Raw genomic sequence first — 14,112 nt, forward strand, 5'->3', positions numbered from 1 at the left:
AGAATAAAACCCTCTCATATTGATGAATAAACTTCAATCCAAGAACACAACACCGCTAAAGCAAATTGGGCTTCTGGCAGGAGCAGGTCGATTCCCTATCGTGTTTGCAAAGCAAGCACGTAAGCAAGGATATTCCGTTTGTTGCCTTGGAATCTTTGGAATGGCCAGTGAAGAGTTAATAGATGTCTGCGACACGTTCCACTGGATTCCTTTGGCACGCATCGGCCGAGCAATCAAGCTATTTCATCACGAAAAAGTAAAGCGTATTGTGATGGCTGGGAAAATTGAAAAAACAGTATTATTCAGTCCGTTTCGAATTTTTAAATTACTACCGGATCTGCGCACATTGCATATGTGGTATCGATATGCCAAAAAAGATCGAAAAGACGATACCTTGTTACTGGCCGTCATCAAAGAGTTTGAACGCGATAATTTATATTTTGAATCTGCCTTGGATTATTGTCCGGAGTTACTTGTGAAACATGGATTTCTTACAAAAAGACACCCCAATCCATCTCAATGGGAAGATATTAAAATGGGATGGGATATCGCCAAACAAATGGGTCAATTAGATATTGGACAAAGTGTTGTAATCAATGATAAAGCAGTCATAGCAGTCGAAGCGATTGAAGGTACAGACAGGGCCATCCAACGTGCGGGAGAGTTATGTAAACGAGGTGGCTTCTGTGTCGTGAAAGTAGCCAAACCACAGCAGGATCGACGATTTGATGTTCCCACAGTCGGTATTAAAACTCTACAAACCATGCACGAAGCTGGGGGACGCGTTCTAGCAATCGAAAGCAATCAGACCATCATGATTGATCAGCAGGAAGTTGCCGATCTGGCAGACAAATTAGGGATTGCAATCGTTTCACTCAATGAAGAAGAACTAACTTTGCAATTAGCCAGTTAAAGACATGTCTCAACTAATTCAATCCCATAATTCAATCCCAAGAGATTTCATTCAGAAATCAATTTGATTTCGTTCCCGCTGTCCGAATCGAGGCGATCGTTTTCGATTTCCAGATTGAATGCCGTCAGCATCTCTGTCCTCTGATGAATTGCGGTAGGTGGATCGTCTTCTTTATGCTCCCCAGATAGTTCCACTTCGTATTTTGTAGAAGCGATCGATAATTCATCTCCCGGTAACAATGCACCACGAATTATCTTTTGGCCATTCACACGTGTACCATTTGTGCTACAGAGATCTCGGACAAATAGAAGTCCATCTGTTTTGATAATCACGCAATGAATCTTTGAAACACTATTCGTATCAATCTGAATGTCACACAAATCAGATTTGCGACCGACAACAGTCACATCATTTTTCAAAACAATGGGCTGGCCTCCATTTACAGGAATCAATCGCGCTATCATGTGTGCAGCCCAGAGTAAGACCTAAAATACATAAGTAACTGTTTTTATATAATTTATTGTTATTGAGAGAGATGCAAAGTCAATAGAAATTGAAGGCCATTTCATGCATGTTATCAAACCTAAAAGCAATTTCCATGCGAATTTACCCAGATCAGTATAAAGTGAAAATTGTCTATTCGATGAGATGCTTCCGGCTGAATCAGAAGAATTCGAATGGCATTTAACCTGAATAGGGCCAGTCGCTTGACGGTGAGACTGAGCAATGGTAGTGTCCCTAGTAAATATGCTGCAAACTGATGGCTTAGCGTATAGTGATTCAATCACAATCAACGAGAAAAATCAGCCTGAAAATGATTCTGCAGTATTCGGATCAACGGGACATCAGGTGTCATATACGAGTCTATCTTAAGACAATCGCTGCCGCGATTTCCGGAATTGAATATGAGAGGGTGCTGAATCTCAGCCCCTCATCTTAAAAGGAAGCATTAAGCTTCTTAACAATAGATATGTACTGGTTAGCAACCAGTTTCTTCACGTGAAGGAACCGCAAGCCTAATCGATTAACATTAAGAGGATTTAAGTATGTCAGGTCAAAAGTATGTGTACTTCTTCGGCGATGGAAAAGCAGATGGCGACGCCACAATGCGGAATACCCTGGGGGGTAAAGGAGCGAACCTGGCAGAAATGATTAATATCGGCCTTCCTGTACCAGCCGGATTCACTTTGAATACAGATGTGTGTATTCACTACAGCAAAACAAAAGGAGAATACCCGGAAGGCATTGAAGAACAAGTCGAAAAAGCACTGGCACAAGTGGAAGAAGCCATGGGTGCAAAATTTGGTTGTGCTACCAACCCGCTTCTGGTCTCCTGCCGCTCTGGGGCACGCGAATCAATGCCAGGTATGATGGACACGGTCTTGAATATTGGGCTCAATGATACGACTGTCGAAGCCTTGGCTAAGCAGTCTGGCAACGAAGCATTCGCATGGGACAGCTATCGCCGCTTCGTGCAAATGTATGGTGATGTCGTACTAGGCATGAAAGGAGCAGACGAAGACCCATTTGAACACGCTCTAGAAGCCAAACGTGAAGCTGCCGGGGTTCAATACGATTCGGAGCTGAATGCAGAACAACTAAAAGAACTGGTCGCTGAATTCAAACAGTTGATCAAAGAAGGAACCGGTTTGGACTTCCCTACTGATCCTAAACAACAGATCTGGGGTGCCATTGGAGCGGTATTCAGCAGCTGGGACAATGACCGTGCTGTCGTTTACCGACGTGACTATGGCATACCTCACAATTGGGGTACTGCCTGTAACGTACAAGCAATGGTCTACGGAAACTTGGGGGATGACTGTGCCACTGGCGTTGGACTAACTCGAAATTGCTCGACCGGAGAACCCGGTTTCTGTGGTGACTACCTTATCAACGCTCAGGGTGAAGACGTGGTTGCCGGAATTCGCACTCCCAAACAGATTGAGTTGACTTTGAGCACGGACATGCCCGATGGCTACAAACAGCTCGACGACATCGGGCGAAAGCTGGAACAGCATTACAAAGATGTTCAGGATATCGAGTTTACGATTCAACGTGGTAGAGTCTGGATGCTGCAAACTCGAAATGCAAAACGTACCGGTTTTGCTGCTGTTCGTATTGCCGTCGATATGGTCAACGAAGGCCTGGTCAGCAAAGAGCAGGCAATTACAAAAAAACGGATTCCCGCCGATGACTTGAACCAATTACTTCAACCAATTTTCGATCCTGCAGAAAAGGAAAAAGCGACGAAAGAAGGAAATCTTCTTACCAAAGGGATCAATGCCGGCCCCGGTGCTGCTTGTGGTCACATCTGCTTCAGTGCTGAAGATGCAGAGGCAATTTATAACAACGATAACTCAGCAGAGCTTGTTTTAGTTCGAAGAGAAACCAGCCCAGAAGACTTGCGAGGCATGCGTGTCTCCAAGGGAATTTTGACAGCCTTGGGTGGTGCCAGTTCTCACGCAGCCCTTGTGAGCCGTCAAATGGGAAAAGCCTGTATTGTGGGAGCTTCAGAACTAAAAATAGATAATGAAGCGGGAACTATCACAGCAGGTGACAAAGTACTCAAAAAGGGTGACTGGATCAGCATCGACGGTTTCACAGGCGAGGTCTTTGCTGGAAAAGTGGAAACAAAACCAAGTGAAATTGTCGAAGTGCTGATTTCAAAAACAATGAAACCGGAAGATTCAGAAACATTCCAACGCTATCAACAACTGATGAGTTGGGTTGATGAAATTCGAAAACTAAAAGTACGCACTAACGCCGATCAGCCAGATCAATCTGCTGAAGCGATTGCATTTGGTGCTGAAGGAATTGGACTTTGCCGTACCGAGCATATGTTCTTCCACCATCTGGCTGAAATTCGCGAGATGATTGCAGCTGGCGATGTTGAGTCCCGAACCAAAGCAGTCAACAAACTGCTTCCGTTCCAACGTGAGGACTTTACTGGAATCTTCAAGGCAATGAATGGGTTACCGGTTACGATTCGACTCTTAGATCCACCGTTGCACGAATTCCTTTCTGATCGCCACCTCGAAGAAAACCCGACATTGGCTGAGGAACTTGCAAATGAGTTGGGTGTTACAGTTGAATTCATCCGTCGTCGTGTAGAAGAACTCCATGAACTGAACCCGATGCTTGGTCACCGTGGTTGCCGCCTGGGAATTGTTTATCCAGAAATTACAGCAATGCAGGCACGAGCCATAATGGAAGCTGCCTGTGATGTCCAGAGTTCTGGAATTGATGTCTATCCTGAAATCATGGTCCCTCTGGCCGGATTCAAAACAGAATTTGATAACCAGGCAGCCATTATTCGCAATGAAGCGGAAAAAGTACTGCAGGAGAAAGGCGTCAAAGTCAACTATCTAGTTGGTACAATGGTTGAACTTCCTCGTGCTGCGATTTGTGCTGATCAGATCGCGGAAACAGCTGAATTTTTCAGCTTTGGAACCAATGACTTAACACAAACGACTCTCGGAATGAGCCGTGATGATTATGGTACATTCATCGGTCATTACCGTGAAAACGACATTGTTCCCGCAGATCCCTTCCAAACCATCGATCAGGATGGAGTGGGACGTCTTATGAAAACAGGTGTCGAACGAGGTCGTGGAGCTCGCTCGGATCTGAAAATCGGTATTTGTGGTGAACATGGCGGTGATCCTGCCAGTGTCATCTTCTGCCATAAACTAGGTCTTGACTATGTGAGTTGCTCTCCCTTCCGAGTGCCTATTGCCCGGTTGGCAGCAGCCCAGGCCGTCCTGGAAGAAAATGCCTAAGACTATTTAAAGAAAGTACTTAACAACAGGGAGAGATTCATGTAAATCTCTCCCTGTTTCTTTTGCCTTGAATTTCAAAATGATCCGAATATGTGAATTAAGTAATAAATCAGTGAGTTTTCTGAATTTAACCAAAAATCCTCTTCCCCCAAAGACGATACAACGATAAGATTCTACGCTCACACCTTACGCTCAGATTGCCTACTTGCGAATGTCCCGATGACAGTGATCCCATGTTTACAAAACCTGCCGGATCAACCATCACACCAGTAGAGTGATGCGATTTTGCAGGGCCATCCCCTGTGAAAACTTGAGTGTTTCTTCTCACTAAACGTTCCTGTAAGAATTGAGCTCTTTAACTAGGTCGGTATGTTGCCGTCCGTTTTGTATCCATAACCTGTTACCTTAATTAAACGTTCATCAAAGCCATGAAAAATCTGGACAAGTATCGAAACATTGGAATTTCGGCTCACATTGACTCTGGTAAAACGACACTTACCGAACGAGTTCTGTACTATTCAGGACGAATTCATAAAGTACGTGAAGTACGTGGCGGCGATGGTGGCGCTACCATGGACAGCATGGACCTTGAACGTGAGCGAGGTATCACAATCGCTTCCGCAGCGACGCAGGTCCAGTGGAAAGATACAACGATTAATATCATTGACACCCCGGGTCACGTTGACTTCACTGTGGAAGTAGAACGTAGCCTGCGTGTGCTGGATGGTGCTGTGCTGGTACTTTGCTCTGTAGGTGGTGTGCAAAGTCAATCATTAACGGTTGACCGTCAGATGAAACGTTATGGTGTCCCCCGTATCGCGTTTATCAACAAGATGGACCGTACTGGTGCAGACTCTGCCAGCGTGATTCAGCAAATCGAAGAAAAGCTGCACGTCGTACCTCTGCCATTACAGATTCCAATGGGTGAAGGAGCGCAATTCGAAGGTGTCATTGATCTGGTTACCATGCAAGCTGTCACCTATGAAGGTGAGCAAGGCGAAAATGAGATCTTTGGCGAGATTCCTGAACAATTTAAAGAAGCTGCTGAAGAAGCGCGCTCTGCGATGCTTGAAACGCTCTCCATGTTCAGTGACGACTTGATGGTTGCATTGCTCGAGGAAGCAGAAGTTCCTGTGGAAGATATCTATACGGTTATCCGTGATGCTACGCTTTCACACGAAATCACCCCAGTCATGATGGGTACTGCATTCAAAAACAAAGGAGTTCAAACTCTGCTTGATGCAGTCGTACGCTTCTTGCCTAGCCCACTTGACCGTGAAATCTCTGCAATTGATCTGGACGCACAACAGAAAGCAATTAAAGAAGGTCAGGAAAAGACAGACAGCGAATCTTTCCGAACCAAACTGTCACATTCTTCTGATAAACCTTTGGTAGCCATGGCGTTCAAGATTGTCGATGAGACATTCGGCCAATTGACATACATGCGTATTTATCAAGGTAAAATTGAAAAAGGTCAAAGTTACATTAATACCAGAACAGGGAACTCTACCCGGTTTGGTCGCTTGGTACGTATGCATGCTGACAGCCGTGAAGATGTAGATTGCGGTGAAGCCGGTGATATTATTGCCGCTGTTGGTATGGAATGTGCCTCTGGGGATACCTTCTGTAGTGATGATGTTAACTTTGCACTCGAGAGTATCTTTGTTCCCGAGCCTGTCATTCGGCTTTCCATTGAACCACTCGACCGGGATGGAGCAGACCGTCTGGCTAAAGCCATTCAACGCTTTAACCGAGAAGATCCTACTTTCCACGTGATGACTGATGAAGAAACCAATCAGACCATCATCGCAGGAATGGGCCAGTTACACCTGGATGTTTATATCGAGCGTATCAAACGTGAATATAAAGTGGAATGTATTGTTGGTGAGCCACGTGTCGCTTATCGCGAGACTCCTACTATTCCTGTGGAATACAATCACAAGCACAAAAAGCAAACTGGTGGTTCTGGTCAATACGCTCACGTCGTTGGGCAAATTGAGCCGATCGCTGTTGAGAACGATAGTGAAACTTATGAGTTTATCAATGATATTAGCCAGGGTCGTATTCCTCGAGAATACATTCCTGCTGTAGATAAAGGTTTTCAGCGAGCTTTGGTCAAAGGTCCTCTTTGCGAGTGCGAAGTCGTGGGAGTTAAAGCCACACTTTCTGATGGTAGCTATCATGACGTCGACTCATCAGAAATGGCTTTCAATGTTGCTGGTTTCAATTGTATGCGAGATGCATTGAAGAAAGCGAACATGGCTCTGCTTGAACCCATTATGAAACTGGAAGTGGAAGTTCCTGAAGAATATCAGGGGGCTGTTTCCGGTCATGTCGCACAGAAACGAGGCGTGATCAATACTTCTGAAACGAAAATGGGAACCAGTATTTTCATCGCGGAAGTACCACTGGCAAACATGTTCGACTATGCCAATGAACTACGTTCGATGACACAGGGTAAAGGTGGATTCAGCATGGAATTCTCTCGTTACTCTCAGGTCCCCAGAAATATTCAAGAAGAGGTCGTGGCACGACGTCTGAAAGAAAAAGAAGAACGCATGGCAACAGCCTAAGTTCTAAACCAGATAAAAGCCCCGTTTTGTTAAACGGGGCTTTTTTGTTGCGCGAATTCCTCTTCCGCCTCGAGAATCGGTTCCATTAATTGCCGAATCTCCTTTTCTTGTTCAGCAGTGAGTGTTCGCTGTGGCGGGCGTGGTGGACCGAAATCTACACCTGTCAAAGTAATCGCATATTTCAGCATACTAATATTGAAACTATCCCCTGCTCTAGCCCGATAGTCCTCAATGGGCAGAATCAGTTGTTGAATTTGCATCCCTCGCTCAAATTCCCCCGAAGCAAAGGCAGCGTGCATAGCCAATGATAAATGTGGACAAAGATTTCCAGCACCACTCGTAAACCCACCTGAACCAGCCAGCATATAATACGGAGCAAATCGCTCGGCTGAACCACAAATCCATTCTAAACCATCTTGATCTGCGTTAACCGTCGTGCGGAACTGATGCATCTGATTCACCGAGTACTTTACTCCAATCGATCGCTTATCGGCGGCTAATTTAAGCAGCAATGAATCGCTGGGAATGTCTGACTTTTTGTAGTACAAAGTCGGGCAATCCGCGGCATCCATCACACTCAGATAATACTCTTCCGCACCACGATCACTCATGTAAGGGTGGGCAAACGGCATGAACATGATTCCTGTAGCACCAGCTTTCATGGAATCAATCGCAGTCTGACAAGCGACACCAACCTGATACCCAATCGGAGCAAAGATAAGGGCATCCGGCCCGGCTACTTCGCGCGTAATTTTCACCAACTCAATAATTTCCTCTGGAAGCAAGCTATGAAATTCACTGGTACCCGCTCCGGGCAGAAAAACGCGCATCCCTGCTTCATATAATTTTGCAGTATGAGCAGATTGTACTTCTGCATTAATCTGATCGTTTTGATCAAAAGCCGTCAGAGGTACAATGTGAACAGTTTGCAGTTGTTGGTTCTCTATTTGGAGGCTCATAAAACAATTCCTGTTACCTGGGGAGATCGATACGCCAGAGACTTCATTTCCGGGGTTTCATCCTGCAAAATTGAAACGATAAACTGAAATCCAGCAAGATAAATTAATTTTCTTTACATACTGTTGTACGCGGAATCCCTCTCGCCATCAATCTCACCGAGGCTTATGAGCAAAAATAATCTACAACTCGAAAACTGGCTTTATCTAGCTTGTTTAATGGAAGCAACCGCCAGAAAACCGGGAAACGTACATCCTGAAGCTTCATTCCCTGATTTAACCTATCGTGATTTTTTGAAATCTGCCAACGTGATTGCCCCCATCCTGGTTAATTCATGTTCACAAAATATAGGTTCTGTGATTAAGGAATGCATCAAAGAGACGCAGAAAGCCATTCCAAGTAACTCAAACCTCGGAATCGTATTATTACTGGCACCGTTGTCAGCTGTTTCGTTAGAAGAAACTGTGGCTGAAGGAATTCAAACTATTTTGAATCATCTTTCCATTGAGGATGCCAGAGAAGTTTACGAAGCAATTCGCATTGCCAAACCAGGAGGGCTGGGAAAAACAGAAGCAGAAGACGTGACTACTGAACCGACGGGAACACTTCGAGAAGTGATGGGGCTGGCCGCTGATCGAGATTCTGTTGCCAGTGAATACGCAAATAATTTTCAAATTACCCTGGGCACAGCAGCGCCGGTGTTGAAAGAACTATGGAATACATGCCTTAATTGGGAAGAGGTCATCATTCGGCTGCAGCTTCAACTAATGGCTGAGTTCCCAGACACTTTGATCGCGAGAAAATGTGGTCGTGAAGAGGCATGGCAAGCTGGACAGTTTGCACGCGAAGTCCAGAACTCTAACCAATTCTTCAAAAGTTTAACTCGATTCGATGCGTGGCTACGCGATAACGGAAACCAACGCAATCCGGGAACTACAGCTGATTTGATTGTTGCCGGCCTTTTTGTTGCAATGCGGGATGGTTTTATTCCCACTCCTGATCTTAGTACAATCACAAAACAGATTCCCCCAAAATATGTAACCGACTTGAGAATGATCCCAAATCATGAATAATTCAGCACAATACAAAGTACGCGTCACCAAAGATCATCTTGTATTTAGTGCCGCTCATTTCATTACTTTTAATGGAAATATTTGTGAAAGGCTCCACGGACATAATTGGCGAGTCGCCGCTGAATTATCTGGGCCATTGGATGAAAATTGTTATGTGTTTGACTTTATTGCGTTACGAGATCGATTACAAAAAACAGTTGACTCCCTCGATCACCGCGTCTTGCTCCCGATGAAGCATCACATGATTGAAGTATCAGAAATCGATGAAGAAGTCCAAGCAACTTTTGAAAAGCGGCGTTGGGTATTTCCAAAAGAAGATTGCATTTTGCTGCCTATTGAAAATACAACTGCAGAATTAATTGCTCATTGGATTGGCCTGCAATTAATGCCTGTGATAGGATCTAATGCGTCGAGTCAGCTCGAACTATTACAAATTGAAGTGGAAGAAAACTTTGGGCAATGGGCTATCTGTCAACTTGCCATACCTCAAAACTGATGTTCTACCAAATTTCAAGATAAGAATATGAACCAACCAAGGAATCAAAAATGTCAGCCAATACTACATGGATTACCGATATCACTGAAGAAAACTTTGAATCAGGTGTCGTAAAACAATCTGAACAAACACCAGTTCTAATTGATTTCTGGGCTCCCTGGTGTGGCCCTTGCCAGCAGTTAACTCCGATCCTGGAGAAACTGCTTGAGGAGTATCAGGGAAAATTTCACCTCGCTAAAATCAATATCGATGAACAACAGGGTTTGGCGGCTGCGTTTCAAGTACAATCCATCCCCACTGTTGTTGCTTTTCTAAATGGGCAACCCGTCGATCACTTTCAGGGAATTTTACCTGAAGAAACATTAAAAGAATGGATCGGTCGACTGATCCCCTCACCTGCTCAAATTTTGTTACAGGAGGGGCAAGATGTTGAAGAGGAAGATCCTGGACTGGCGGAAGCCAAATATCGTGAAGCCTTCCACTTGGAACCTGATAATGATGTGTTAAAATTACGGATCGCAGCGGTGTTAGCAAAGCAGTCTCGATTTGAAGAATGCGCGACAATCATCAATGAACTGGAAGCGAGGGGGTTTCTGGAACCCGAAGCAGAGCAGATCAAATCGCAACTCGAACTTCAGGCAGCAGCAGATGAAGCAGGCGGTGTCGAAGAAGCAAGAGCGACTTTAGCTGCAGACCCGGAAAATGCGACACTAAAAATTGCATTAGCAGATGCCCTGGCGATTGCGAACAAACACGGAGAGGCTCTCGAAATCTGTCTTTCAATCATCGAACAAGATAAAACAGGAGCTGGAGTTGAAGCCAAAGATACAGCCTTGAAAATTTTTGACGTACTTGGGCCACAATCGACTCTAGCAAGTACTTATCGCAAAAAACTGGCGACACTGCTTTATTAATGATGTGATCATTGTCCGGCAGATCTGGTTCCCTGCGGAGAACCTGCAATTGGTACTCCAAATGGTAAAGGGCGACCAGCGACCTGATAGCCTAAAGAGTGCGCATGTTTCTGTAAGGCACGATAAAGCTCAAAGCTATCAGGATACACCCAAAATGTGAGTGTAGAACCTGTCCCGATATCTGTTAATGCCTGATAAAATCGAGATTGAACCTGAAGTGCTACTTCTTCATTCTCTTCACGCACATCATTATCACGATCAATTTCCCACTTGGTTACCCCCACACGAAATCCCCTACTACCTCCGTTCCTTAATTGATCCATGGCCGAGAGTACCTGGCGTTCAACTACATACTTCATGGTATATCCTCGAATGGGCCCCACCTTACCATGATGTTCTCGATATTTGGCAAGCCAATTTCCGCGTTTCATGACTTGATCTCTCAAATCATCAAGTAATTCATTGATCGGTACATAAGATACTTTATTTTCAGAAAGTAAAAAGTGCCACTCTTTATCAGTCACCAACTGGCTCACGGGAGTCAGCCGATGCTTCAGTTGCTTCACTTCATCGCGTGGTACGGAAACCTGGCGAGACTGGGCCACGACCCGTTCCAGCTCTCTTTGTGTTTCTTCTTTCGACGTCACTAAACCTAATAATTTTTCATAACGCTCTTCTAACGTATCGCTTTTTCGTTCAAGCTGAGAAACCAATGATTGCACTTTTCCGCTGACAGTCTGTTTTTGGAATAATAATTCCTGGGTACCGATTTTTCGATTTTGCATCACTTGATCCAACTCTGACAACTCTGCTTCCATTCTCCGTACCTCACTAAGCAATTCTGCTGAAGGTTCTTTATAGATAATTCTTGGTTGTTGAGGAACAATCTGCTTTGGTTCAGGTGCCTGTTGAGTAAGAAGTAGCCCAGGCGCTTCCTTTATTGGTGGATCTGCTTCTATTTTGGGAAGAAACACCTCTAAATCAGTATCAATAATTTCTGGTTGTGGTGGACTAAGCGGTTGGTTCTCAGTCATCGTAACCGGAGCCTGACTCATCCTGACACCAGCAATCACAATCAAAATAATGAGAATCCCCACAATATTGGCAACGATATCCAAAAAGGAATCAGAACCAAAATTAGCTTCCCCCTGTGGTGTGCGGCGGCTCATATTATTGCCCCTTCTCAGATTGGGGAGAAGAAATGACTGGCAAAGGATCTAACGTATGTTTTGCCGCTGTCTGTAAACCCATTTTCTGGGCTGACGATTTCAATCGCTCATAAAACTGATTCCCGCCCGGACTGACCGTAAACTGAATCGTGGGAACCCAGTAAAAACCTTTTGGTGCCGGCCCCCAGGCGTTAACGTGTTGATCCATCACCATAATCATTGATTGTAGTAATTCTTCTTGTGTCACTCCCTGATTAAGCTTCACACTTTGATTTTCACCGACGATAATTCTGTCGGCTCCCACCTGAACCGAGATCTCTCTTTCGAATCCGATCCCTGATCGAGATTGATGAGGGCGCCAGCGTTGTTTGTTTGCAGACTCTATTTCTGAATGAGGGCTACCTTTACTTCGATTAAAAGCGAATGAACTCATACTGTTTCCTGCGCCTGAAGCAGACTTCCCGGGAGGGGCTCCTGACGAACGAGCCTGCGATTGAGAGTTTCTTTTCTCTACTTTCGAAATTTTTGATCCAGCTTCGGTTTGGTTTTCGTCATTTTGAGTTCTCTGGCTTTGAGTTCCTTCCCTTCCAAATGCGTTTTCAATCATGCGATCTGAAGCAGACATCGTTGCAGACCTACTTCGCTGCTCCTGTTTTCGAATATCTGAAACTCCACTCGTCTGTGTTCCATCAAGGGCAACTAAATGTTGCTCTGCCTGCTGTTTGAGTTGGTCACGTCCCATTACTTTTGCCTGCTTCAATCCGACACTATTACTTTCGCCTTGGCGCTGACCACTTTGTGCTTTTAAATCTGCCAGATCATAAACTTCTGCTCTTTGTCGACTTCCGGGGATTCGCTTGAAAGTGTCAGCATGTTGCGGTGTTGAAATAGAGTGTTTACTGGAATGCAATCCTCGTTGTTCAGAATTGGAAGTTCCTTCACCTTCGTCAGCTACAATATGTCGTTGATTTGCGAGCCGTTGTAAATATTTTGCACGTGCCAGTTGTTGTCGCGCGGTTAATACGTCACTAAAACGAGACTCACCATCAGCTGTACCACGCTTATGTTTTGCCCGTTTTCGTGCCTGTTGATGTGACCCTGCTCCTGTTCCCAGCTCATCTTCAGGTTCAATAACTCGTACCATGCCGGTACGCGCGTCAAATTGTAGTCTGCGGCCACCAGAACCTGATCCTTCCTGATGCTGATGCAGCTGTGAGACAAGTTGTTTACGTTCACTTAAAACCCGATCGATGGCATCCTGACAGACCTGTTCTGCAATTAAATCTTTTTCAGGTAGCTCAAAGTCCCAGTCAGCATCAATTAGCTCATAACCGGAATCTAGTTTCAAATTATTTAATAACTTTCTCGCAACATAATAACCCACACTTCCACTTGGTCTGACCAGAATCAAGACATACGGTTCCCGATTTGATTGTTGACTATTATTCTGCCAGTGTTCCACTAATGCCCGCGTACCAGCCAACAAAGGATTGTACCCAGGTGTAAAGTCTTTTAAATCATCCGGAGTCAAAGTAATTCCTTCCGGAATAAACGTCAGTCCCTTATCAGTACATTCAATCAAAATAGGCCGTTTCGCAGTCCCGGTCTGACCATCATAAGGAATCACAGAATATTTACTGCGCGCGGTCTTTTGTGACTGTTTTTTCTCTTTAAGTAAGTGTAATTCTTCTTGAAGCAGTTCAGCAACACGGAGCTTTTGCTGCGTGATTTGTGTCATTTTATCATTGAGTTCTTGATCTTTTTGACTTAAGACTTGAAGTTGTTGTTTACTCTCAATCAATAATTTTTCGGATTGAGTCAATTCATTTTTCAATCGGATCAATTTTTGATTCTGTGATTTCAGATCCGCCAACTTTTTTGCTCTCTCTAAACTGAGAGCTCTTAACTTTGCTTCCTGCTCTAACGCTAGATTAATCACTTGAGGTTCTGGCTCTGTGATAACAACAGGCTCTTCCGGTCTTATTATTTTCGGCGCAGGTAGTTCCGGTTCAAGAACTTCTGCAGCAAATAACACAGGAGGATAAAAGTCTTCATCGACCACCTCTTCCACGGAGACGCTTTGTACCTGCTGCAGAGCCTGGTGACGGATCCGGCGCGTGGTGACGACCAACAGAAAAATCAAAGCCCCCATCGCACAAATAAGAACCGCTAAAAACGGAAATAGCGATACCGAACGTGTTTCGCGACCATGCTTACTCATGAATTAAACCGGGGAAA

General features: G+C 44.7%; 10 protein-coding genes. 6 read left to right on the forward strand and 4 right to left on the reverse strand.

Translation table 11 applies throughout. The annotated features are described in order from the left end of the window. The first annotated feature begins 22 nt into the window (after positions 1-22). Positions 23-913, forward strand: a complete 891-nt coding sequence (locus tag V202x_RS24845) for an LpxI family protein (protein WP_145179491.1) — start codon at positions 23-25, stop codon at positions 911-913. 47 nt (positions 914-960) lie between these two features. Here the strand turns inward: V202x_RS24845 and V202x_RS24850 are convergent, their stop codons facing one another. Continuing rightward, positions 961-1,377 (reverse strand): FHA domain-containing protein, encoded by a 417-nt coding sequence (locus V202x_RS24850; RefSeq protein ID WP_197993085.1) that lies wholly within the window; start codon positions 1,375-1,377, stop codon positions 961-963. Between the two features lie 582 nt (positions 1,378-1,959). Between V202x_RS24850 and ppdK the strand changes: the two genes are divergently transcribed. After that, a complete protein-coding gene (gene ppdK / locus V202x_RS24855; protein WP_145179492.1) occupies positions 1,960-4,692 on the forward strand; it encodes a pyruvate, phosphate dikinase in 2,733 nt (910 codons plus the stop codon). Between the two features lie 428 nt (positions 4,693-5,120). Further along, positions 5,121-7,265, forward strand: a complete 2,145-nt coding sequence (gene fusA, locus V202x_RS24860; protein WP_145179493.1) for an elongation factor G — start codon at positions 5,121-5,123, stop codon at positions 7,263-7,265. 29 nt (positions 7,266-7,294) lie between these two features. Here fusA and V202x_RS24865 read toward each other — a convergent pair whose 3' ends face one another. Further along, the gene (locus V202x_RS24865) at positions 7,295-8,224 is read right to left on the reverse strand and encodes a dihydrodipicolinate synthase family protein (RefSeq protein WP_145179494.1); all 930 of its coding nucleotides are present in this window, start codon (positions 8,222-8,224) and stop codon (positions 7,295-7,297) included. A 165-nt stretch (positions 8,225-8,389) separates the two neighbouring features. On the opposite strand from V202x_RS24865, the gene V202x_RS24870 reads away from it, so the two are divergent. The 3 genes from V202x_RS24870 to trxA are packed head-to-tail and all read left to right on the forward strand — an operon-like array spanning position 8,390 to position 10,705. Continuing rightward, entirely contained in the window at positions 8,390-9,295 is a 906-nt protein-coding gene (locus V202x_RS24870; RefSeq protein WP_145179495.1) for a triphosphoribosyl-dephospho-CoA synthase, read from the forward strand. Further along, on the forward strand, positions 9,288-9,791 hold the full coding sequence (locus V202x_RS24875) for a 6-pyruvoyl trahydropterin synthase family protein (protein WP_145179496.1): 504 nt from the start codon (positions 9,288-9,290) through the stop codon (positions 9,789-9,791). The genes V202x_RS24870 and V202x_RS24875 overlap by 8 nt, the downstream gene beginning before the upstream one ends. 50 nt (positions 9,792-9,841) lie before the next feature. Next, positions 9,842-10,705 carry a thioredoxin gene (gene trxA / locus V202x_RS28065; protein ID WP_145179497.1) on the forward strand — a complete coding sequence of 288 codons (864 nt, stop codon included), beginning with the start codon at positions 9,842-9,844 and terminating at the stop codon, positions 10,703-10,705. 8 nt (positions 10,706-10,713) lie between these two features. Here the strand turns inward: trxA and V202x_RS24885 are convergent, their stop codons facing one another. Both V202x_RS24885 and V202x_RS24890 read right to left on the reverse strand, forming a co-directional pair. Then, positions 10,714-11,874 carry a hypothetical protein gene (locus V202x_RS24885; RefSeq protein WP_145179498.1) on the reverse strand — a complete coding sequence of 387 codons (1,161 nt, stop codon included), beginning with the start codon at positions 11,872-11,874 and terminating at the stop codon, positions 10,714-10,716. A 1-nt stretch (position 11,875) separates the two neighbouring features. Continuing rightward, the gene (locus V202x_RS24890; protein WP_145179499.1) at positions 11,876-14,095 is read right to left on the reverse strand and encodes a hypothetical protein; all 2,220 of its coding nucleotides are present in this window, start codon (positions 14,093-14,095) and stop codon (positions 11,876-11,878) included. Positions 14,096-14,112 lie beyond the last annotated feature (17 nt).

Origin of the sequence: Gimesia aquarii (assembly GCF_007748175.1) — a bacterium.
GTDB lineage: Bacteria > Planctomycetota > Planctomycetia > Planctomycetales > Planctomycetaceae > Gimesia > Gimesia aquarii_A.

What these genes read in the sequence shown, in the direction of transcription:
- V202x_RS24865 (WP_145179494.1), bottom strand. Translation starts at nt 8,224, where the DNA reads ATGAGCCTCCAAATAGAGAACCAACAACTGCAAACTGTTCACATTGTA.
- fusA (WP_145179493.1), top strand. Translation starts at nt 5,121, where the DNA reads ATGAAAAATCTGGACAAGTATCGAAACATTGGAATTTCGGCTCACATT.
- ppdK (WP_145179492.1), top strand. Translation starts at nt 1,960, where the DNA reads ATGTCAGGTCAAAAGTATGTGTACTTCTTCGGCGATGGAAAAGCAGAT.
- V202x_RS24875 (WP_145179496.1), top strand. Translation starts at nt 9,288, where the DNA reads ATGAATAATTCAGCACAATACAAAGTACGCGTCACCAAAGATCATCTT.
- V202x_RS24890 (WP_145179499.1), bottom strand. Translation starts at nt 14,095, where the DNA reads ATGAGTAAGCATGGTCGCGAAACACGTTCGGTATCGCTATTTCCGTTT.
- V202x_RS24885 (WP_145179498.1), bottom strand. Translation starts at nt 11,874, where the DNA reads ATGAGCCGCCGCACACCACAGGGGGAAGCTAATTTTGGTTCTGATTCC.
- trxA (WP_145179497.1), top strand. Translation starts at nt 9,842, where the DNA reads ATGTCAGCCAATACTACATGGATTACCGATATCACTGAAGAAAACTTT.
- V202x_RS24870 (WP_145179495.1), top strand. Translation starts at nt 8,390, where the DNA reads ATGAGCAAAAATAATCTACAACTCGAAAACTGGCTTTATCTAGCTTGT.
- V202x_RS24845 (WP_145179491.1), top strand. Translation starts at nt 23, where the DNA reads ATGAATAAACTTCAATCCAAGAACACAACACCGCTAAAGCAAATTGGG.
- V202x_RS24850 (WP_197993085.1), bottom strand. Translation starts at nt 1,377, where the DNA reads ATGATAGCGCGATTGATTCCTGTAAATGGAGGCCAGCCCATTGTTTTG.